Below are 21,679 nucleotides of genomic sequence, written 5' to 3' on the forward strand. Positions count from 1 at the left end.
ACTCTCGGCACTCACCAAACCGAGGAATCCGGTCGACGACTCGGCGTCCACCCGCACTCCCGGACAACGCCGCGCCGAAGCATTCACCGACATCCTGCGCCACTACCTCAACTCCGGCGACGCCCCCGTCGAAGGCGGCGAACGGCCGCACCTGTCACTACACGTGAACGCACGCGACCTCGCCCGCACCGAGCCGAACACTGACGACCACGCCGACACAGGAAGCAGCACGCCCACCGATCACGCGGACACGTTGGGAGACAAGGACGTCGCCTGGATGCCGTGGATGGGGCCGCTCACCATCGCAACCGCCCGCCGCATCGCCTGCGACTGCGACCTCACCCCGATCGTCATGAAGGACGGGGTACCACTCGACCTCGGCCGCACCACCCGCACCGTCTCGAAGAAACAACGCCGAGCCCTCGTCGCCCGCGACAACGGCTGCGCCTTCCCCGGCTGCGGCGCACCACCCGCCCACTGCAAAGGCCACCACGTCAAACACTGGGCCGACGGCGGACCCACCGACCTCGACAACCTCGTACTCCTGTGCCACTACCACCACCGACTACTCCACCACTCGCACTGGCAAGTCGAGATCGGCCCCGACCGCCACCCGTGGTTCACACCACCGAGTTCGGTCGACCCCTACAAGAAGCCCATCCCGGCACACAACCGGGCCGGACCACGCGCAGCATAGGCGCATGTTTCCCGAGAGCCGTCCGTCAGGCGCGGAAGGTCTACTCCCGCGTGATCGACAGCGTCACCTTCGTGCCCGCCTTGAGCGTGCGGCCGACGGTGCAGACCTTGTCGACCGAACGCTCGACGAGTGCGATGAGGCGTTCCTGTGCCTCCGCGTCGAGTTCGCTGAGGTCGAGTTCGAGAACCTCGTCGAGCTGCGGGTAGACCTCGTTCTCGCGGTCCGCGGCACCGGAAACCCGGATGGTCGCGTCGTAGTCGTCACCCAGTCGGCGGGAGAGCGGGAAGTCGGAGCTCATCCCGGAACAGGCCGCGAGCGCGATCTTCAGCAGCTCACCGGGGGTGAAGACCCCGTCCACGGATTCCGATCCGATGCGCACCTCGGCCCCGCGGGAACTGCGTCCCGTGTAGAGGCGGGTACCGGTGCGCTCCACCCACAGTTCGGTGGGCGCGGGGGCAGGAGTCTGTTCAGCCATGAGTGGAGATCCTGCCATCCGCCGGGGCCTCGTCCCACACCTGGATGCCCGAGATCTCGGGCAGATCGTCACGCTGGAAGGATGGATCCTTGCCGGCCGCACGCTGACTGGTGTAGTGCTTGAAGAGCAGGAACGCGATGCCCGAGAGCGGCAGCAGCGCCGCGAGATTGACGGTCGCCATCACGCCCATGACCAGATCGGCCAGCCCCCACACGAGCGGCAGCGAACCGATGGCGCCGGCGAACACGCACACGACGACCAGTGCGCGGAAGCCGTTGAGCACGCGCCGGGACCCGGTGAGGAACTCGATGTTGGTCTCGCCGTAGTAGTAGTTGCCGATCACCGAGGTGAACGCGAGGAAGAAGATCGCGACGGTGAGGAAGTGCACGGTCCAGCCGCCGAGCTGCGCGCTGAGGGCGTTCTGGGTCAGCGACGCACCCGCCCTGGTGCCGTACTCGGGATTCGACAGCAGGATGATGAACGCCGTCGCCGTGCACACCAGCAGCGTGTCGAAGTACACGCCGAGACTCTGAACCAGTCCCTGCTTGACCGGGTGCGACACCGCCGCGGTGGCGCCCGCGTTCGGCGCCGAGCCCATGCCCGCCTCGTTCGAGAACAGGCCACGACGGATGCCGTTCATGAAGGCTGCCGCGAACCCGCCACTGACCACCTCGCTGATGCCGAACGCGTTCTCGACGATGAGCCGGATCATCCCGGGCACCTCGGTGATGTTGAGCGCGACGACGACGAGCGCGAGCACCAGGTACCCGCCCGCCACCACCGGCACCACCACCTGCGAGACCGACGAGATCCGGCGCACGCCGCCGAAGATCACCGCCGCGGTGAGCGCGGCGACGACGAGTCCGACGGCCACCGCGATGCCGCGGCCGTCCGAGTCGAGCGAGGTCGACACCGCGTCGACGATCGAGTTGGTCTGCACCGCGTTGAAGACGAAGCCGTAGGTCACGGTGATCACGACCGCGAAGATGACACCCATCCATCGGCGGCGAAGTCCGTGCAGCATGTAGTAGGCCGGTCCGCCGTGGAACCCGCCGTCCTCGTCGCGGACCTTGTAGACCTGTGCGAGCGTCGACTCGATGAATGCGCTCGCGGCGCCGATAATCGCCATCACCCACATCCAGAACACCGCGCCGGGCCCACCGACGCTGATCGCAATCGCGACGCCGGCGATGTTTCCCGTCCCCACGCGGGACGCCGCGGAGATCGAGAAGGCGCGGAACGCCGAGATTCCCTTGCGCCCGTCGGGAAGCGTCTCAGCGGGTTCCGCCACCGACCGCAACATGTCCGGCAGCAGCCGCACCTGGACGAATCGGGAGCGAACGGTGAAGTACAGCCCCAACCCGACGAGCAGCGCGATGACGACGTACCAGTACGTGTCGTTGATGTCGGTGACGACGTCCACAAGAGAGTCCACTCCTGGGACTATGAAGGACGACCGTCCCCGACGCCAGTCCGAAACCGACCGGTAGCGCTACTCCTGGAACCGGTATCCCATCCCGGTCTCGGTGAGCAGATGCCGCGGCTTGGACGGGTCCACCTCAAGTTTGCGCCGCAACTGGGCAAGGTAAACCCGCAGGTAGTGGGTCTCGGTGGCGTACGCCGGACCCCACACCTCACGGAGCAACTCCTTCTGCCCCACGAGCTTGCCCTTGTTGCGGACGAGCATCTCGAGCATCCCCCATTCGGTGGGCGTCAAGTGCACCTCGGCCCCATCTCGCGTGACTTTCTTCGCTGCCAGGTCCACCGTGAACGAGTCGGTGACGACCACCGGCTCGCTGGTCTCCGCCGCTGCCGCACCACGCCGGACCGCGGCCCGCAGACGGGCGAGGAACTCGTCCATTCCGAACGGCTTGGTGACGTAGTCGTCGGCGCCGGCGTCGAGGGCCTCCACCTTGTCCGACGAGTCGGTCCGGGCCGACAACACGATGACCGGCGCCGTACACCAGCCCCGCAGTCCGGCGAGGACCTCGATGCCGTCCATGTCGGGCAGGCCGAGATCGAGCACCACCACCTCCGGGTGCCGCTCTGCCGCCGCCCGCAGGGCAGCCGCGCCGGTCGAGGCTGTCGTGACCTCGTAGCCGCGCACACTGAGGTTGATCCGCAGTGCGCGCAGAATCTGTGGTTCGTCGTCGACCACCAGTACCCGCGTCATCGAACGCCTCCCCCTTCATCGGCCGACTCCACCGAGTCTCCCGAGTCTGCCGCCAGTTCGACCACCATGGTCAGGCCGCCGCCCGGCGTGTCCGTCACACCGACCGTGCCCCCCATCGCCTCCACGAATCCCTTGACCACCGACAAACCGAGCCCCACTCCTATCGTGTTGTCCCGATCGCCCAACCGCTGGAAGGCGTCGAACACCTGATCCTCGGTGCCGCGTGCCAGGCCGGGCCCCGTGTCGGCGACGGTGATCGTCATCCGGTCCCCCACTCGGGCCGCACCGATCCGGACGGGTTCGTCGGGTGCATAGCGCAACGCGTTGTCGACGAGGTTCGCCAGGACTCGCTCGAGCAGGCCGGCGTCGGCCATCACCACGGCGTCCCCCACCTCGACCTTCACCTGGTCCCGTACACGTCGCGCCGAGGCTGGCCCGCCGAACCCGGCGCCGACGAGGGCCCGGTGAACCACCTCTTCGAGGTACACCCGCCGCAGCGTCGGCTTCACCACGCCGGCCGCGAGCCGCGACGAGTCGAGCAGGTTGCCGACGAGCGCGGTGAGCTGATCCGTCGACTCCTCGACGGTGGCCAACAGTTCGGCGGTGTCCTCGGGCGAGAACTCGATGTCGTCGCTGCGCAGGCTCGACACCGCCGCCTTCACTGCGGCGAGCGGGGTGCGCAGGTCGTGGCTGACTGCCGACAGGAGCGAGCGGCGCAGCCGATCGGCCTCCGCGAGGGCGTTCGCCTGGCTGGCCTCCTCCGCGAGCTGCCGCTGCCGGATCAGGCCGACAGCCTGGTTGGCCACGGCACCGAGCACCTTGCGGTCCCGGGCGCCGAGTTCACCGCCCGCGAGCAGCAGGGTGTACTCGCCGTCGCCCGCCTCGCACGCCGTTCCGGCCTCGTCGACGGTGCCCGGCGCCGACGTGCCCGCCGAGCTGATGACGCCCTCACCGCGCCGGATGACGCTGACACCGGTCTGCGAATAGGTTTCCCGCACCTTCTCGAGAAGCGCCGGAAGATCCGCGCCGCGCAGCACCGACCCCGCGAACAGTGCCAGCAGCTCGGCCTCCTGCGAGGCCCGACGCGCCTCCCGGGCGCGCTTGGCGGCGGCGTCGACCAGCACCGCGACGGCGACCGCCACCACCAGGAGCACGATCGTGGTGATGAAGTTGTCGGGCTGCGCGATCGTGAAGCTGTAGAGCGGTGCGGTGAAGAAGTAGTTGAGCAACAGCCCCGAGATGAGGGCCGACAGGATCGCCGGCCCCACACCGCCGAGCAGCGCCACCGCCAGCACGACGACGAAGAACAGCGCGTTCTGCCCGCCGACACCGGCCACCCTGTCGATCACAGCCATGAGCACGGCCGCGAGCGACGGCACGACGACGGCGGCCAGCCACGACATCAGCCTCCGTTCACCGCGACCCAGGATCGAGATGCGGTGTCGGGTCGCGGCCTCGTCGTGCGTGACCATGTGGACGTCGATCTTCCCGGACTGCTGGACGATCGACGCACCGATGCCCTCGTCGAGGATGCGGGCCCACCGGGAGCGCCGGGAGGTCCCGATCACCAACTGGGTCGCGTTGACCTCGCGGGCGAACTCGAGCAGCGTCGTGGGGACGTCGTCGCCGACGACGCTGTGCAGGCTCGCTCCGATGCTCCCCGCCAGTTTGCGGACCCTGCCCATCTCGGCTGCGGCGACGCCCTCGAGGCCGTCGCCGCGCACGACGTGCACGACCATCAGCTCGGCGCTGGCCTTGTTCGCGATGCGGCTCGCCCGCCGGACCAGGGTCTCCGATTCGGGGCCGCCGGTGACCGCCACGACCACCCGCTCGCGGGCCTCCCACGTGTCGGTGATCTTGTTCTCGGCACGGTACTTCGCGAGCGCGGCATCCACCTGGTCGGCCACCCACAGCAGCGCGAGTTCACGCAGGGCCGTGAGGTTTCCGCGCCGGAAGTAGTTCCCCAGCGCCGCATCCACCTTCTCCGCGGAGTAGACGTTTCCGTGAGAGAGCCTGCGTCGCAACGCTTCCGGCGTGATGTCCACGAGCTCGACCTGGGTGGCGGCACGCACCACCTCGTCGGGGACGGTCTCCTGCTGCACCACGCCGGTGATCTGCTGGACGACGTCGTTGAGGCTCTCGAGGTGCTGGACGTTGAGTGTCGAGAGCACATCGATGCCGGCGTCGAGCAACTCGTAGACGTCCTGCCAGCGCTTCTCGTTGCGGCTGCCCGGGGTGTTGGTGTGCGCGAGCTCGTCGACCAGGACCACCGCCGGGCGCCGGGCCAGCACGGCCTCGACGTCCAGTTCCGGCATCGCGGTGCCCCGATACTCGATGTACTTGGGTTCGATGACCTCGAGACCTGAGAGCTGCTCGGCGGTACGGGCGCGGCCGTGGGTTTCCACCACGGCCGCGACCACGTCTCCGCCGCGCTCGCGGCGTCGGTGCGCCTCGCCGAGCATCGCGTAGGTCTTGCCGACACCCGGCGCCGCACCGAGGTAGATCCTCAGCTCGCCTCGGCGACGACTTCGCTGCTCACCGAGGGGCGGCGCACCGGGCTTCTCGGAACTGCTCACACCGCCATCATTCACCCGAGGACGCCGCACCGCATCCAGGCGCGGTGAGACCGAGCGCGAGGTTGAGTTCGAGCACGTTCACCCGTTCCACGCCGAGGAACCCCAGCTGGCGGCCCTCAGTGTACTGGGCGACGAGGTCACGGACGCGGTCCTCGCTCAGACCGTTGGCCGCGGCGACCCGTCGAACCTGCAGCGCCGCATACTGGGGCGAGATGTGCGGGTCGATACCGGACCCGGATCCCGTCACGGCGTCGACCGGCACGTCCTGCGGTGTCACGCCCTCGCGCTCGGCGACCGCGGCGCGCCGCTCCTCGACGAAGCGCGCGAGCACCTCGCTGCTCGGCCCCTGATTGCTCGGCAGGGCCGCGGCCGGGTCACCGGGCGCGAAGGGATCGTCGTTCGCGACCGAGCCGACGACCCGGTTGTGGAAGAACGGATCCGGCTCACCGGCCGCCACCTGCGGGTCGACCCCGATCCAGCGACTGCCCACGACGCAGCCTGACGCGTCGGACACCGGCGAGCCCTCCGACGATCCTGAACTGATTCGTCCGACGCCCCACACCGCGGCCGGATACAGCACACCGACGATCGCGGTCAACGCCAGCAGGACCAGCAGTCCCGCCCACACCTGCTTGAGAAATCCGATTGCGAATCTCATTGGTCGATCACCCGATTCCAGGAACGAGACGGACGAGAAGGTCGATCAGCCAGATGCCGACGAAGGGGGTAATGACACCGCCGAGACCGTATATCAACAGGTTTCGTCCGAGCAGCTTCGACGCCGCCGCCGGCCGGTAGCGAACTCCCCTGAGGGCCAGCGGGATCAGGCCGACGATGACGAGGGCATTGAAGATCACTGCCGACAGGATCGCGGACTGCGGGCTCGCGAGGTGCATGATGTTGAGCACCGCGAGCTGTGGGTAGATGCTGCTGAACAGCGCCGGCAGGATCGCGAAGTACTTCGCGAGGTCGTTGGCGAGGGAGAAGGTCGTCAGGGCGCCGCGGGTGATCAGCAACTGCTTGCCGATCTCGACGACCTCGATCAGCTTGGTGGGATCCGAGTCCAGATCCACCATGTTGCCGGCCTCCTTGGCCGCCGACGTCCCGGTGTTCATCGCGACACCGACGTCGGCCTGCGCCAGCGCCGGGGCGTCGTTGGTGCCGTCGCCGGTCATCGCGACCAGGCGCCCGCCCTCCTGTTCCGCGCGAATCCGTTCGAGCTTGTCCTCCGGCGTGGCCTCGGCCATGAAGTCGTCGACCCCGGCCTCCTCCGCGATCGCCCGAGCGGTGAGCGGGTTGTCACCGGTCACCATGACCGTGCGAATACCCATGGCCCGCAGTTCCGCGAACCGCTCCGCGATGCCCGGCTTGACCACATCGGTCAACGCGATCACGCCGAGAACCGTCGCGGTTCCCTGCTCGGCCACGGCGACGACGAGCGGCGTGCCGCCCCCGAGGGCCACCTTCTCCACGGAATCGGTGACAGCGGGATCGACCACGGCGCCGTAGCCGGCCACCCAGGCCAGCACCGCGTCGCCGGCGCCCTTGCGGATCTGCTGCGAACCGACCGGGGTCGCGAGATCCAGTCCGCTCATCCGGGTCTGCGCGGTGAAGGGCACGAACTCGCCCCCACGCTCGTCCTCCGACGAGTCGGCCGCGAGCCCGAACCGGTCGGCACACAGGTCGACGATGCTGCGCCCCTCGGGAGTTCCGTCGGCGAGACTCGACAGCCTTGCGGCCGAGGCCAGTTCGATGTCCGAACGGCCCGGTGCCGGGTACAGCGCCGTCGCGCGACGGTTGCCGAAGGTGATGGTGCCGGTCTTGTCCATCAGCAGCGTGTCGATGTCGCCGGCTGCCTCCACCGCCCGACCTGACATCGCCAGGACGTTGCGCTGCACGAGGCGATCCATGCCCGCGATACCGATCGCGGACAGCAGCGCACCGATCGTGGTGGGGATCAGGCACACCAGCAGGGCGATCAGCTTGATCGGATCCTGCTCCTGACCGGCGTACTGCCCCATCGGGCCGATCGCGACCACCGCGAGCAGGAAGATGATCGTGAGCGACGCGAGCAGGATGTTGAGCGCGATCTCGTTGGGCGTCTTCTTCCGGGACGCCCCCTCGACCAGTGCGATCATCCGGTCGACGAACGACTGGCCGGGCGCACACGTGATCCGTACGACGATCCGGTCCGAGAGGACCGTCGTGCCACCGGTCACCGCACACCGGTCACCTCCCGATTCCCGCACGACGGGAGCGGATTCGCCGGTGATGGCGGACTCGTCGACGGTCGCGATGCCCTCGACGACGTCCCCGTCGCCGGGGATCGACTGTCCGGCCTCGACGACGACGGTGTCGCCGATCGCGAGCTGGGTGGCGGATACCTCCTCGATCGCCCCGGACAGGGTCAGCCGTCGAGCAACCGTGTCCTGCTTCACCTTTCGTAGGCTCGCCGCCTGGGCCTTGCCGCGGCCCTCGGCCACCGACTCGGCGAGGTTGGCGAACAGCACGGTGAACCACAGCCAGGCGGTGATCAGCCACGAGAACAGCGTGGGCTGCGCGATCGCCATCACCGTGGTCACGACGGACCCGACCAGGACGACGAACATCACGGGGTTCCGTGCCTGATGGCGCGGATCGAGCTTGCGCACCGCACCCGGGAGCGACGTGATCAACTGGCGCGGGCTGAAGATTCCCGCCTTGACGGGCGAGCGTCCGTGAGCAGCGTCTTCGAGGGTCACGTCGGGTACGACGTCGATCGGTTTCACGTTCATGTCAGTCCGCAGACTCATTGCAGGGCCTCCGAGATGGGCCCGAGTGCCAGGGCCGGGAAGAAGGTGAGGGCCGCGACCAGCACGACGGTGCCGGTGAGCAGGCCCGCGAACATGGGGCCGGACGTGGGCAGGGTGCCGGCGCCGGCAGGTGTCTTGCGCTGTGCGGACAACGATCCCGCGAGCGCCAGGACGAAGAGGATCGGCAGGAAGCGGCCGAGCAGCATACACACACCGAGGGCCGACTGGAACCAGTCGCTGGTCACGGTGAGGCCACCGAAGGCACTGCCGTTGTTGTTCGACGCCGACGCGAACGCGTAGAGCACCTCGCTGAATCCGTGGATGGATCCCGGCGTGCCCGGATCGCCGCTGTTGCCGAGGTATCCGACGGTGGATCCGAGGATCACGGTGATCCCGGTGCCGATCAGCACCAGGGCGGGCATCACGAGCACGGACAACGCCGCGAGGGTGATCTCACGCTGTCTCAGCTTCTTGCCGAGGTACTCGGGCGTCCGGCCGACCAGCAGGCCACCGACGAACACCGCGATCAGTGCGAGCACGAGGATGCCGTAAAGACCCGTACCGACACCGCCGGGAGCGATCTCACCGAGCAGCATGTTGAGCAGCACGGCGCCGCCGCCGAGCGGCGACATACTGTCGTGCGCGGAGTTCACCGCGCCGGTGCTGGTTCCGGTCGTGGTGACCGCGAACAGCGCCGATCCGGGGATTCCGAACCGCACTTCCTTGCCCTCCATCATCGAACCGGCCGCGGTGGCCGCGACACCGCGCGCCCCGGACTCGGCGGCCAGGGTGACCGCGAGCAGTCCGAAGTACAGGGTCGACATGACAGCGAGCAGCGTCAGGCCCTGCCGGCGATCACCGACCATGGTGCCGAACGTGCGCGTCAGGCTCACCGGGATGAGGAGGATCGCGAGGATCTCGACGATGTTGGTGAGCGGGGTCGGGTTCTCGAACGGGTGCGCCGAGTTGGCTGCCAGGATGCCGCCGCCGTTGGTGCCGAGTTCCTTGATCGCTTCCTGTGACGCGACGGGCGCCAGCGCGTTGGTGACGCCGTTTCCGTCGAGCCCGGTCGACGCGAATCCGGTATGGAACGACTGGATCACGCCCTGGCTCAGCAGGATCAGCGCGATCACGAACGCAATGGGCAGCAGGATCCGCAGGCAGCCGCGGGTGAGGTCCACCCAGAAGTTGCCGATTTCACCGCCGCGCGAGACGCGGACGAATCCACGGATCAGGGCCGCGGCCACCGCCATACCGACCGCCGCGGAGACGAAGTTCTGCACCGCCAGGCCGGCGGACTGGGTGAGGTGGCTCATCGTCGTCTCGGGTACGTACGACTGCCAGTTGGTGTTCGCGACGAAGGATGCCGCCGTGTTGAAGGCCACGGCCGGACTCACACCTTCGAGCCCGCCGTTCAGCGGTAGTACTCCTTGCACGCGCTGCAGGAAGTAGAGGAACACGACGCTCGCGGCCGAGAACCCGAGCAGGCTTCCGGCGTAGCCGTACCAGGTCTGTTCGGCACGGGGGTTGATCCGGCAGAGCCGGTACAGCAGGGACTCGATGCGCAGATCGCCCGATCGGAGATCTGTGTCGGTGGTGTAGACCTTCGCCATGTAGTCACCGACGGGGACATACAGAATCGCAAGCACGGCCACGACCAGTGCTATCTGCAGTCCCGCTGCGAGAGCGGGATTCATGTGGGTATGACCTCTCGGAGACTAGAACCGCTCGGGGTTCAGGAGCGCGATGAGCAGGTAGATCACCAGGGCAGCGGCGATCACGACGACGGCTACGGTGACCGTCCCCGCGACGGTCACCGCATGCTCCGCGCCTGAAGACCTCGCAGCACGAGCGCGCAGACGGTGAAAACACCGATGATCAACCCGACGTAGGCCATATCAGCCATGGCGTTCCTCTTCGACTTCCTCATGGATCAGGGCGCCGCATCTCGACGCTCACTGTGGAGCGTGCACCCGTTTCTGCCATGCAGCCGTCGCTCTTACGCTCTACTGACGCCGCCATCCGAGGTCATTGACACGATCTTTACGCGCCCTCGTGCCTCGCTGTGAGCGCGCGCACCGACGCCGGGACCGGCACGTCGTCACGGACCCAGGTCGCCCGGACCGGCTCTGCCGCAATCGTTCGCATCGGAACCAGTCCCGCCCAGACGTCAGGATTCCCATCGCCCGGGCCGGGCGGGCCGGAACGGGCCTTGACCGTCCACTGCCCCGGATCGATCGGCAACGCAATCGTCAGGGTCGCCGCAAGCTCCTTGCGGGTGGATTCCCGGACCTCGCCGCTGCGCCCGGGTATGAGGGCGTCGGACAGCGCGACGAGGGCGGTCTCGGCCACGTCGTCGGGAACCCGCTCGAGGTTTCCCCGCACCACCGCCGACCTGTAGTTCGCCGAGGAGTTGAAAAGGTTGTCGGCCACCACGATCGCGTCGAGCAGCGTGATGCTCAGGGCGGCGGGTGCGCCGGCCGCGACATGCCTGAGTGCACCGGCACCGGTCGATCCGTGCAGCAGGATCCGGTCACCGACGCGCGCGTACAGCATCGGCACGGCCCACGGGAGGCCGTCGACGACCGTCGCGAGGGTGCCGACGGCCGCCGCGTCCAGCACGGCGTCCAGGTCGGCGCGGTCGGGGCGGGAGCGTTCGGGAAGTCGGCGGATTCGCCCCAGTTCGGGGGTAGTTGTAGTCACGGTTCCAGCCTGGCCCAATTCCGGTCTCGTATACAGAACCAGAATCGGCGATCATTGCAGACCAGTATTGTGACGGCATGGCCCGCACCTCGCGCGATGTACACCTGCATCTCGAACTCGCGCCGGCCGGCGAACCTCTGCGCCGGCGCGTCGCCGCCGCGATCGTGGAGGCCGTGCGCACGGGCGCCCTCGGCCCGGGAGACGTCCTCCCCGCCTCACGGTCCCTGGCCGCCGATCTCGGGATCTCACGGACGGTGGTCGTCGACGCCTACGACGAGTTGGCGGCCGCGGGCTACGTGGTCACCCGGGCCGGGTCCGATACCCGGATCGCTCCCGGCGCCGACGCCGCGGCCCGTGCCGGCGTCGGTTCGCACGTCGCGCCGACCGTCCTTCCCGACGAGAATGCGCCGAACGACCACCGGGACAACACGATCGATCTCTCCCCCGGATACCCCGACACCGGCCTCATCTCGGACCGGGACTGGCGCAGCGCGTGGCGCGGCGTGACCTCCGCACCCGTCCCCCACCGCGTTCCGGGGCCGGACGAACACCTGCTTCTGCGCGAGGCGCTCGCGGTGCACCTGCGTCGGACCCGCGGGATCGCCGTTCGTCCGGACGAACTCGTGATCGTGCCGGGAGTGCTGTCGGCACTTCGCGCCCTCGCCGCGGCCCGCGGACTGTCCGGCCGTCATCTCGCATTCGAGGAACCCGGATACTCGAGGGCGCGACACACCCTCGAATCCGCGGGCGCGCTCGTCCGCCCGGTCCCGGTCGACCACGACGGCCTGGACCCGGCGCTGATCCGGCAGACCGACGCTGCGGTGTACTGCACACCGGCACACCAGTATCCGATCGGTGCACGGATGCCGGCCGCACGCCGCGCACGACTCGTCTCCGATGCACTCACCGCGGATCGCCTCCTGATCGAGGACGACTACGACGGCGAATTCCGATACGGCGTTTCGACACTGCCGGCGCTGCGGTCGATCGACGGGGGCCACGACTGCGTGGCGTACGTCGGTACCGCATCGAAGATCCTGTCCCCCGCCCTACGGCTCGCGTGGCTCGTCCCGCCGAGACCGATGCTGACCGCGGTCCGCCAGGCGCTGCAGATCAGCGGGGAATCCGCCTCCACGATCACCTCCGCCGCTCTCGCACGGTTCATCGAATCCGGCTCGCTCAGCAGGCATCTGGCCCGTGCCGCGCGAACCTACTCGGCCCGCAGACGGTCGTTCGTCGACAGCCTGCGCAGACACCTGCCCGACGTCGAGCCGAGCGGCGTCGAGGCAGGATTGCACGTGGCGCTGCGCCTGCCCGACGGGGTCGACGATGCCGCGATCGCGGCGGAACTGGAACGACGGGGAGTGACGGTTCGGGGGCTGGGGGCGTATCGGATACGCGACGACGGCCCGCGCGGACTGTTGTGCGGCTACGCGCGGTTGCCCGAATCGCGGGCCGATGCCGCGGCGAGGGTGATCGCCGATGTCATCCGCGAATCGACCGGGGCCGCGGCCGGCACTTGGGACAGCTGCACGACGAACGGTTCGTGAACCTGCCCTGGTCGTACAGGTAGTCGCGTGCTCCCAGCGCATGCGTCCGCACTGCCCTACTCGGAGTCGAGTCCACTTGCCGGGGCCCGCACGACAATCGGCCGGGACGGTGTGCCCGCCTCCGTCATCGGCTCCCGAAGTCCGAGCCGCTCTTCCTCGGCAGCAGACTCGGTCACGGCGGATATCGCCTGTTGCAGCCGAAGGAAATCCGCCCATCCACCGTCGCACTCGATCGAGGGCAGCCCGAAGCTCTCCGCTCGTCGCGCCCAGGTCAAATGCACCTCGGTGAAGCGTTCGGGATCCTCCACGTGCTGGCAGAGAACGTCGTCGAAGGCGACGTCGTGCGCTACTACCTCAACCGCCACCCCGAACAACGGATGCTCGGCTGACACTTCTACAGCGACTTCCTCTGCGATCCCCGAGTGCGACATGTCGCATTCTTCACTGGGCCGGGCAGTGGCGCACCAGCCTTCGGGCAATGCGGAGAGCTGTGACTCGGTCAGGGGCATGCGCTTCATCCGCGAACGAGGCGGGGCCGCGGCTGGCACTTGGGACAGCTGTACGACGAGCGGTTCATGAACTTCTCGCGCCGGATGGGCGCACCGCATCGCCGGCACGGCAGATTCTCCTGCCCGTATGCGGCGAGCGAGCGGTCGAAGTAGCCGGACTGCCCGTTCACGTTGACGTACAACGCGTCGAACGACGTGCCGCCCTGTGCGAGCGCCTCGGTCATGACGGATTCGACCGCCTCGAGGAGGCTGCGCAGTCGCGGTCCACTGATCTTGTCCGTCGGGCGATTGCCGTGAATTTCGGCGCGCCACAGGGCCTCGTCGGCGTAGATGTTCCCCACTCCCGACACGACCGTCTGGTCGAGCAGGGCCCGCTTGATCTCGGTGTGCTTGCCCCGCAACACCTTCACGACCCGGTCGGGGTCGAATCGCGGATCCAGTGGGTCGCGGGCGATGTGCGCCACCGAATCCGGTAGTTCCGTGCCGTCGACCGTGACGAGATCGGCGAGCGCCCACCCACCGAATGTGCGCTGATCGACGAAGCGCAGGTCGGTTCCCGACGCGAGCCGGGCCCGGATCCGCAGGTGCTTCTCGTCGGCGGCCGAGGGTTCCTGCACGAGCATCTGGCCGCTCATCCCGAGGTGGACGACCAGCGCGACGTTGCTCGGCTCGAGGATCAGCCAGAGATACTTGCCGCGACGCTCAGCGGCGGCGATGGTCTCGCCCTCGATCCGACGGGCCATGTCGATCGAACCGGGCAGGTGCCGACGGACCGCACGGGGATGCAGCACGTCGACCCTGTCGACGGTGTGGCCGACGACGTGAGCCTCGAGGCCACGTCGGACGACCTCGACCTCGGGAAGTTCGGGCACGGTCCGTCTCGCTCGATTCGAAGGGTTACTTCTCGGCGACGGACTCGTCGGCCCCGGCAGGTCCCGAAGACTGGGCGGCCTCAGCGGACTCGGACAGCGCACTCCAGGCCGTGCTGGCGGCCTTCTGCTCCGCTTCCTTCTTGGAACGACCCACACCCACACCGAGGGCGCCACCGGCGACGACGACCGTCGCGGTGAATTCCTTGTCGTGGTCCGGACCGGTCGCGGTGATCTCGTACACCGGCACGCCGACTCCGCGTTCCGCGGTGAGTTCCTGGAGGCTGGTCTTCCAGTCCAGGCCGGCACCCAGTTTCGGAGCGCGGGCGAGCAGATCGGCGAACAGGTCGAGCACTACCCGACGGGCGGTGTCGATGCCGTGTTCCAGGTGGATCGCGCCGAGGAGCGACTCCATGCCGTCGGCGAGGATGCTGGGCTTGTCACGGCCGCCCGTCATCTCCTCGCCCTTGCCGAGGAGTAGATGCGCACCGAGCCCGCCCGGGCCGAGACCACGCGCGACCTCGGCCAAGGCATGCATGTTCACGATGCTGGCGCGAATCTTCGCGAGTTCGCCCTCGGACTTCTCCGGGTGCGCGAGATAGAGCCGCTCGGTGATCGTCAGTCCGAGGACCGAGTCGCCGAGGAACTCGAGACGCTCGTTGGTGGGCAACCCGCCGTGCTCGTACGCGTACGAGCGGTGCGTGATCGCCAACGTCAACAGCGGCTCCTGCAGAGGCACGCCAAGAGCGGCGAGGAGCGATGCGTGATCCCCCTCGCCGCCGGCGGGTGCTGTATTGCTTTTTATGCTGGTCACAGCGCCACAGAACAGACTAGACCGCGGCGGTAACCTGACGGCCCTTGTAGGTGCCGCAAGACGGGCACGCGACGTGGGGCAGGGTCTTCTCGCCACAGCCACGGTTGGGGCAGGTGATGAGGGTGGGCGCAGTGGTCTTCCACTGGCTCCGTCGCGACCTCGTGTTGGACCGCGACATTCTGCGCTTGGGAACAGCCACGTCTACTTCTCCTCGTTGATCTTGCTGGCATCAGCATGTGCATTGCTGGCTTCGGATCCTGCACCGAATTTGGCTGCGAGCCCAGCCCAGCGAGGATCCATTGTCTCATGACTGTGTCCCGATTCGGCAATCGCCAGGCGAACGCCACATTCGGGGCACAGTCCCTCACAATCGTCGCTGCACAACGGCTGGAGCGGAAGCTCCAATCCGACGGCATCGACGATCACCGGCTCGAGGTCGATCTCGTCGTCCACGATCCGGTAGACCTCATCCTCCTCGGTGGTCTCCTCGGTGGCGCTGTCCGGGTACGCGAACAGTTCCGTGAGGTGAAGATCCACCGTGTCGGTGAACGGCTCGAGGCACCGTGAGCACTCGCCCACCGTGTCCGCGTGAACGGACCCGGTGACGAGGACACCCTCGGACACCGACTCGAGCCGTAGGTCGAGCTCCACGTCCGTGCCCTTTTCGATCGCGACCAGGTCGAGACCGATCCGATTGGGAGCCGGTACCACCCGCGACACAGTGTGCATCGAACCTGGACGACGGCCCAGCGAGAGCGTGTCCAGCACGAAACCCGCGTCCCGAGTGGGGCGCGAGGAACTGCGATGATGGGAAGGCAACGAATTCTCTTTCGGGAAGCACATGGAACGGGCAACCATTCCACGGTACGCGATCAGGTGCCCAGGAAGGAAATCGGTAGGAAATCGGCCGGAAGACGGCCGGATTCGGGGTCGCCGGAACGGCCGGTACTACGGGCCTACTACCGCCGACGTTCGCCGTAGCCGGCGTCGTAGTCCGGAACCCCGGTACCGGTCCGCAACTGCTGCCGCCCCCGTCCGACCGACCGGATGGTGCCGTTCAGGAAGTCCTCGAACTCGGCGAGCTTGGTGTCGACGTACAGGTCGCACTCCGAACGCAGGCGATCCGATTCCGCGTGGGCCGCATCGATCACCCGCGCCGACTCGGCGTTGGCGGCCTGTACGACCTCGGCCTGTGAGACGAGCCGTTCCTGCTCGGCGACACCGTCGGCGACCGACCGCTCGTACGACGCCTTGCCGGACTCGATCATGCGGTCCGACTCGGCCCGCGCACGGCCTGTCACCGAGTCGTACTCGCGCTGGCCCTCGGCCACGGTGGCGTCCGCCTCGTCGCGGGCGTCGTGCACCAACTGTTCGGCGTGCGACCGCGCCTCGGCGACCATCCGGTCGGCCTGCGCCTTGGCATCGGCGAGGATGCGGTCCGCGTTCTCGCGGGCATCGGTGACCGTCTCGTGCGCCTGCGCGTTCGCGCTCGACACGGTCTGCTCCGCGTTCTGGCGTGCGTCGCCGACGAGCTTGTCCCGGTGGTCCAGGACGTCCTGCGCGTCGTCCAGCTCGCCAGGAATCGCGTCCCGCACGTCATCCAGTAGCTCGAGCACGTCGCCACGCGGAACGACGCACCCCGCGGTCATCGGAACTCCACGCGCCTCCTCGACGATCGCGACAAGCTCGTCGAGTGCCTCGAATACCCGGTACACGCACAACCCCAATCGTCAGTGCCATCGCTGGTGCTGGAATCCAGTCTGCCCCAGTTGCGGCGGCTCAGCCGCCGCGGCTGCCGGTGTGTCGGCCGTTGTGTTGCGCTCGACAGCCGGACGGCGCGGCCGAGCGGGACCGTCCGACCCTTTCAGGAGTTCTCGGCGGCCCGTTCGGCGATCCTGCTCATCAGCCGCGCATGCACCTTCTCGGGGACCATGTCCGCCACGTCGCCACCGAACGTCGCGACCTCCTTGACCAGCGAGCTGGACAGGAAACTGTAGGTGGGATTGGTCGGGATGAAGAGGGTGTCGACACCCGAGAGCTTCTGGTTCATCTGCGCCATCTGCAGCTCGTAGTCGAAGTCGTTGGCGCCGCGCAGGCCCTTGACGATCGCCGAGATCCCTTGCGACTTGGCGTAATCCACCAGCAGTCCGTGCCACGACGCGACCCGCACGTTGGACAGGTGGCTGGTGGCGTCCTCGAGCATCTCGATGCGCTCGTCGACGGTGAACAGACCACGCTTGCTCTTGTTGATCATCACGGTCACGATGACTTCGTCGAACAGCGCCGCGGCGCGTCCGATCACGTCCAGGTGACCGTTCGTCACGGGGTCGAAGGATCCAGGGCACACAGCGCCAGTCATGAATCCAGACCGTAGCAGGTGGCGACCTCGATTCTGGTCTCGCCGTAGCGCTTGGCGCGCTCGGCGCGCATGCCCTCGGGCCACGACGTCTCCGGCGAGCGCGACGACCGTTCGACGACCACGATCGATCCCTCCCCGACCCAGCCGTTGTCCAGCAGTGCGGCGAGGGCGGCAGTCACCGCGTCCTCGCTCACGGCGTACGGCGGATCGGCCAGCACGACGTCGTATTCACGTTCCGCCGTGCCGCCCACGACGGCCGCGACCGGTGCGGTCCGCACGACCGCACCGGACAGGCCGACCTCCGCCACGTTCTGCTTGATGACGGCGGCCGCCTTCGTATCCGACTCGACGAGCAACACGTGCTCGGCGCCGCGGGAGAGCGCCTCGAGCCCGAGGGCGCCGGAACCTGCGTACAGGTCGAGCACGGCGGCGCCCTCGAGGTCGATACGGCTGTCGAGCGAACTGAACAGGGCCTCGCGGACTCGTTCGGACGTCGGCCGGGTCCCGCTCGCGGGAACCTTCAAACGTCTGCCTCCGGCACGGCCGGCGACGATTCTTGTCACGCTGCAGTCCTGTTCACTCGCCTGGTCGTCAGTCGTTGCCGGCGGTCTCCCGTGTCGAGACGACCGCCAGGAGGTCGCCGCCCTCGACCTGCTGGACGCCGCCGATGGCAACGCGCGTGACGATACCGCTGCGGGGTGCTGTGATCGCCGCCTCCATCTTCATGGCCTCGATCGTCGCGACGGTGTCGCCCGCGGTGACGTGCTGCCCCTCGCCGACGACGAGGGTGACGACGCCGGCGAACGGCGCAGCGATGTGGGCGGGGTTGTTCTTGTCGGCCTTCTCCGCGGCCGGGACCTCGCTGGCGATGGAGCGGTCACGGACCGACACCGGGCGGAGTTGGCCGTTGAGGATGCACATGACGGTGCGGTAGCCGCGCTCGTCGGGTTCGGAGATGGCCTCGAGTCCGATGAGCAGTTCGACGCCCTTACCGAGCTTGACGCGGTGTTCCTCGCTGCGGCGCAGGCCGTAGAAGAACTGGTTGGCCGAGAGCTGCGAGGTGTCGCCGTACTTGTCGCGGTGCTCCTCGAACTCCTTGGTGGGGCCGGGGAACAGCAGCCGGTTGAGCGTGGCCTGGCGTTCCTTCGACGACCCCGACAGACCCTTCTCGTCCTCCGCGGTCAGCGGGGTTTCCGGCTTCGCGGCGCCGCGGCCTTCGAGGGCCTTGCTGCGGAACGGTTCGGGCCAGCCGCCGGGCGGGGTGCCGAGTTCGCCGCGCAGGAATCCGACGACGGAGTCGGGGATGTCGAACTTGGCGGGGTCGGCGGCGAATTCGTCGGCCGCGACGTCGGCGCCGACGAGGTGCAGGGCGAGGTCGCCGACGACCTTGGACGACGGGGTGACCTTGACGAGGCGGCCGAGCATGCGGTCGGCGGCGGCGTACTTGGCCTCGACCTCCTCGAACCGGTCACCGAGCCCGAGGGCGATGGCCTGCTGGCGCAGGTTCGAGAGCTGCCCGCCGGGGATCTCGTGGGTGTAGACGCGTCCGGTCGGGGCCGGCAGGCCGGACTCGAACGGCGCGTACACCTTTCGCAGGGCCTCCCAGTAGGGCTCGAGGTCGCACACGGCCTGGAGGTCGATGCCGGTGTCGTGTTCGCTGTGCGCGGCGGCCGCGACGATCGCCGAGAGCGCGGGCTGGCTGGTGGTGCCGGCGAGCGGGGCGGCGGCGCCGTCGACGGCGTCCGCACCGGCCTGCCAGGCGGCGAGGTAGGTCGCGAGCTGGCCACCGGGGGTGTCGTGGGTGTGCACGTGCACGGGCAGGTCGAAGTTGGAACGCAGCGCGGACACGAGCTTCGCCGCGGCCGGGGCGCGCAGCAGTCCGGCCATGTCCTTGATCGCCAGGATGTGCGCACCCGCCTCGACGATCTCCTCGGCCAGGCGGAGGTAGTAGTCCAGGGTGTAGAGGTTCTCGTTCGGGTTCGACAAGTCGCCGGTGTACGAGAGCGCCACCTCGGCGACGGTGGTGCCGGTCTCGCGGACGGCCTCGATCGCGGGACGCATCTGGTCGACGTTGTTGAGGGCGTCGAAGATCCGGAAGATGTCGATACCGGTGTCGGCGGCCTCCTGCACGAAGGCGCGGGTCACCTTCTCCGGGTAGGGGGTGTAGCCGACGGTGTTGCGACCGCGCAGCAGCATCTGGAGGTTGATGTTCGGCACCGCCTCCCGCAGCGCGGCGAGGCGGTACCAGGGGTCCTCGTGCAGGAACCGCAGCGCCACATCGTAGGTCGCGCCGCCCCACGCCTCGATCGAGAGCAGTTCGGGGGTCATCCGCGCGACGTGGCCGGCGACGTCGAGCAGACCGGAGGTACGAACGCGCGTCGCGAGCAGCGACTGGTGGGCATCGCGGAATGTGGTGTCGGTGACCGCGAGGGCCTTCTGCTCGCGCAGTGCCTTCGCGAACCCCTCGGGACCGAGCGCCAGCAGCCTCTGGCGGGAGCCGTCCGGGGCCGGAGCGGACAGGTCGATCGCCGGCAGTTTGTCCTGCGGGTACACGGTGGTCGGCCGGGCGCCGTGCGGCTTGTTGACCGTGACGTCCGCGAGGTAGTTGAGGATCTTGGTGCCGCGGTCGGCCGAGCTGCGCAGGGTCAGCAGCTCCGGGCGCTCCTCGATGAAAGAGGTCGTGACGCGTCCCGCGCGGAAGTCCGCGTCGTCCAGCACCGCCTGCAGGAACGGGATGTTCGTCGACACACCGCGAATACGGAACTCGGTGACGGCGCGACGGGCCCGCGCGACGGCGGCCTCGAGATCGCGGCCGCGGCAGGTGAGCTTGACGAGCATCGAGTCGAAGTAGGCGCCCACCTCGGCGCCCAGGTTCGCGCCGCCGTCGAGTCGGACGCCCGCGCCGCCCGGGGTGCGGTACGCGGTGATGCGGCCGGTGTCGGGACGGAATCCGTTGGCCGGGTCCTCGGTGGTGATGCGGCACTGCAGGGCCGCGCCGCGGATCGTGATCGCGTCCTGGGACAGGCCCAGATCTTCGAGGGTCTCGCCGGACGCGATGCGCAGCTGCGCCTGCACCAGGTCGACGTCGGTGATCTCCTCGGTGACCGTGTGCTCCACCTGGATCCGCGGATTCATCTCGATGAACACGTGATTGCCGCGGGTGTCGAGGAGGAACTCGACGGTGCCGGCGCACTGGTAGCCGATCTGCTTCGCGAACGCGACCGCGTCCGCGCAGATCCGATCCCGCAGCGCCGGATCGAGATTCGGTGCCGGCGCCAGCTCGATCACCTTCTGGTGACGGCGCTGGACCGAGCAGTCCCGCTCGAAGAGGTGGATCACCCCGCCCTGGCCGTCGGCGAGGATCTGCACCTCGATGTGGCGAGGGTCGATCACCGCCTGCTCGAGGAACACCGTCGGGTCACCGAACGCCGACTCGGCCTCACGCGAGGCGGCCTCGATCGATTCGCGCAACTGTGCGCGCTCGGCGACCCGGCGCATGCCGCGTCCGCCACCGCCGGCGACGGCCTTGACGAAGACCGGGAACTCCATGTCCTCCGCGGCCGCGAGCAACTCCTCGACATCCGCCGACGGCTCGGACGACGCCAGCACCGGCAGGCCCGCCGCCTTCGCCGCCGCGATCGCGCGCGCCTTGTTTCCGGTCAACTCGAGGATCTCCGCCGACGGGCCGACGAAGGTGATGCCCTTCGCCGCGCACGCCGCCGCGAGGTCCGGGTTCTCCGACAAGAACCCGTAGCCCGGGTAGATCGCGTCCGCGCCGGCCCGCTCGGCCGCCGACACGATCTCCTCGACCGACAGGTACGCGCGGACCGGGTGGCCGACCTCGCCGATCTGGTAGGCCTCGTCGGCCTTCAGACGGTGCACCGAGTTGCGGTCTTCGTACGGGAACACCGCGACCGTTCCGGCGCCCAGTTCGTAGGCGGCACGGAACGCGCGGATCGCGATTTCGCCGCGGTTGGCGACGAGAACTTTGGTGAACATGGGAAGAAAAGTACCGTGCCGCAGGCCACTCCGCGGAGGCACCCTCTCACGATGCGGGATGCTTCGCAAGCTTCACAAATCTCGCCCCTGACGTGCAAAATTGGCAAGTTTGCAAACAAGAGAAGAACCGTGCTGGACAGACACCCGCCAGACCGTTCGTGCG

General features: G+C 68.4%; 19 protein-coding genes and 1 pseudogene. 2 read left to right on the forward strand and 18 right to left on the reverse strand.

Features of this window, described 5'->3' with window-relative positions; translation table 11 throughout:
* Nucleotide 1 precedes the first annotated feature (1 nt).
* Nucleotides 2-697: pseudogene (locus HUN07_RS17970) on the forward strand (DUF222 domain-containing protein); the annotation flags it as partial.
* Nucleotides 698-737: 40 nt separating this feature from the next.
* On the opposite strand, the gene HUN07_RS17975 reads toward HUN07_RS17970, so the two are convergent.
* The 9 genes from HUN07_RS17975 to HUN07_RS18015 form a co-directional block, all read right to left on the reverse strand.
* A complete protein-coding gene (locus HUN07_RS17975) occupies nt 738-1,172 on the reverse strand; it encodes an OsmC family protein (protein ID WP_174911599.1) in 435 nt (144 codons plus the stop codon).
* On the reverse strand, nt 1,165-2,607 hold the full coding sequence (locus HUN07_RS17980) for an alanine/glycine:cation symporter family protein (protein ID WP_174911602.1): 1,443 nt from the start codon (nt 2,605-2,607) through the stop codon (nt 1,165-1,167). The genes HUN07_RS17975 and HUN07_RS17980 overlap by 8 nt, the downstream gene beginning before the upstream one ends.
* A 57-nt stretch (nt 2,608-2,664) precedes the next feature.
* Complete coding sequence (locus tag HUN07_RS17985; protein ID WP_114722475.1) at nt 2,665-3,345, reverse strand: response regulator; 681 nt, start codon at nt 3,343-3,345, stop codon at nt 2,665-2,667.
* Nucleotides 3,342-5,921 (reverse strand): sensor histidine kinase, encoded by a 2,580-nt coding sequence (locus HUN07_RS17990; protein WP_174911605.1) that lies wholly within the window; start codon nt 5,919-5,921, stop codon nt 3,342-3,344. The genes HUN07_RS17985 and HUN07_RS17990 overlap by 4 nt, the downstream gene beginning before the upstream one ends.
* A 7-nt stretch (nt 5,922-5,928) precedes the next feature.
* Entirely contained in the window at nt 5,929-6,579 is a 651-nt protein-coding gene (locus HUN07_RS17995; RefSeq protein WP_174911608.1) for a potassium-transporting ATPase subunit C, read from the reverse strand.
* 7 nt (nt 6,580-6,586) lie between these two features.
* Nucleotides 6,587-8,695, reverse strand: a complete 2,109-nt coding sequence (gene kdpB / locus HUN07_RS18000) for a potassium-transporting ATPase subunit KdpB (protein WP_114722478.1) — start codon at nt 8,693-8,695, stop codon at nt 6,587-6,589.
* A 14-nt stretch (nt 8,696-8,709) separates the two neighbouring features.
* Nucleotides 8,710-10,410 carry a potassium-transporting ATPase subunit KdpA gene (gene kdpA / locus HUN07_RS18005; protein WP_174911611.1) on the reverse strand — a complete coding sequence of 567 codons (1,701 nt, stop codon included), beginning with the start codon at nt 10,408-10,410 and terminating at the stop codon, nt 8,710-8,712.
* A gap of 21 nt (nt 10,411-10,431) precedes the next feature.
* Nucleotides 10,432-10,530, reverse strand: coding sequence for a K(+)-transporting ATPase subunit F (gene kdpF / locus HUN07_RS18010; protein WP_114722480.1), 99 nt, complete (start codon nt 10,528-10,530; stop codon nt 10,432-10,434).
* Nucleotides 10,531-10,756: 226 nt separating this feature from the next.
* A complete protein-coding gene (locus HUN07_RS18015; RefSeq protein WP_174914842.1) occupies nt 10,757-11,395 on the reverse strand; it encodes a pyridoxamine 5'-phosphate oxidase family protein in 639 nt (212 codons plus the stop codon).
* Between the two features lie 98 nt (nt 11,396-11,493).
* On the opposite strand from HUN07_RS18015, the gene pdxR reads away from it, so the two are divergent.
* Nucleotides 11,494-12,966, forward strand: coding sequence for a MocR-like pyridoxine biosynthesis transcription factor PdxR (gene pdxR / locus HUN07_RS18020; RefSeq protein ID WP_174911613.1), 1,473 nt, complete (start codon nt 11,494-11,496; stop codon nt 12,964-12,966).
* A 56-nt stretch (nt 12,967-13,022) separates the two neighbouring features.
* On the opposite strand, the gene HUN07_RS18025 is transcribed toward pdxR, so the two are convergent.
* The 9 genes from HUN07_RS18025 to HUN07_RS18065 form a co-directional block, all read right to left on the reverse strand.
* Entirely contained in the window at nt 13,023-13,475 is a 453-nt protein-coding gene (locus HUN07_RS18025) for a hypothetical protein (RefSeq protein WP_147283535.1), read from the reverse strand.
* 5 nt (nt 13,476-13,480) lie between these two features.
* The gene (gene mutM, locus HUN07_RS18030; RefSeq protein ID WP_114722483.1) at nt 13,481-14,347 is read right to left on the reverse strand and encodes a bifunctional DNA-formamidopyrimidine glycosylase/DNA-(apurinic or apyrimidinic site) lyase; all 867 of its coding nucleotides are present in this window, start codon (nt 14,345-14,347) and stop codon (nt 13,481-13,483) included.
* Between the two features lie 25 nt (nt 14,348-14,372).
* Nucleotides 14,373-15,158 carry a ribonuclease III gene (gene rnc, locus HUN07_RS18035; RefSeq protein ID WP_174911615.1) on the reverse strand — a complete coding sequence of 262 codons (786 nt, stop codon included), beginning with the start codon at nt 15,156-15,158 and terminating at the stop codon, nt 14,373-14,375.
* Nucleotides 15,159-15,174: 16 nt separating this feature from the next.
* Nucleotides 15,175-15,357, reverse strand: a complete 183-nt coding sequence (gene rpmF, locus HUN07_RS18040) for a 50S ribosomal protein L32 (protein WP_081880878.1) — start codon at nt 15,355-15,357, stop codon at nt 15,175-15,177.
* A 2-nt stretch (nt 15,358-15,359) separates the two neighbouring features.
* Nucleotides 15,360-16,001 carry a YceD family protein gene (locus tag HUN07_RS18045; RefSeq protein WP_174914844.1) on the reverse strand — a complete coding sequence of 214 codons (642 nt, stop codon included), beginning with the start codon at nt 15,999-16,001 and terminating at the stop codon, nt 15,360-15,362.
* A gap of 116 nt (nt 16,002-16,117) precedes the next feature.
* Nucleotides 16,118-16,873, reverse strand: a complete 756-nt coding sequence (locus tag HUN07_RS18050; RefSeq protein WP_114722485.1) for a DivIVA domain-containing protein — start codon at nt 16,871-16,873, stop codon at nt 16,118-16,120.
* A gap of 149 nt (nt 16,874-17,022) precedes the next feature.
* On the reverse strand, nt 17,023-17,517 hold the full coding sequence (gene coaD, locus HUN07_RS18055; RefSeq protein WP_114722486.1) for a pantetheine-phosphate adenylyltransferase: 495 nt from the start codon (nt 17,515-17,517) through the stop codon (nt 17,023-17,025).
* Nucleotides 17,514-18,080: a 16S rRNA (guanine(966)-N(2))-methyltransferase RsmD gene (rsmD, locus tag HUN07_RS18060; RefSeq protein ID WP_174911617.1), complete on the reverse strand. Its 567-nt coding sequence runs from the start codon at nt 18,078-18,080 to the stop codon at nt 17,514-17,516. Before rsmD ends, coaD begins: the two co-directional genes overlap by 4 nt.
* Before the next feature lie 28 nt (nt 18,081-18,108).
* Nucleotides 18,109-21,516, reverse strand: coding sequence for a pyruvate carboxylase (locus tag HUN07_RS18065; protein ID WP_114722488.1), 3,408 nt, complete (start codon nt 21,514-21,516; stop codon nt 18,109-18,111).
* Nucleotides 21,517-21,679 lie beyond the last annotated feature (163 nt).

Origin of the sequence: Rhodococcus sp. W8901, from assembly GCF_013348805.1 — a bacterium.
In the GTDB taxonomy this organism is placed as follows: domain Bacteria; phylum Actinomycetota; class Actinomycetes; order Mycobacteriales; family Mycobacteriaceae; genus Prescottella.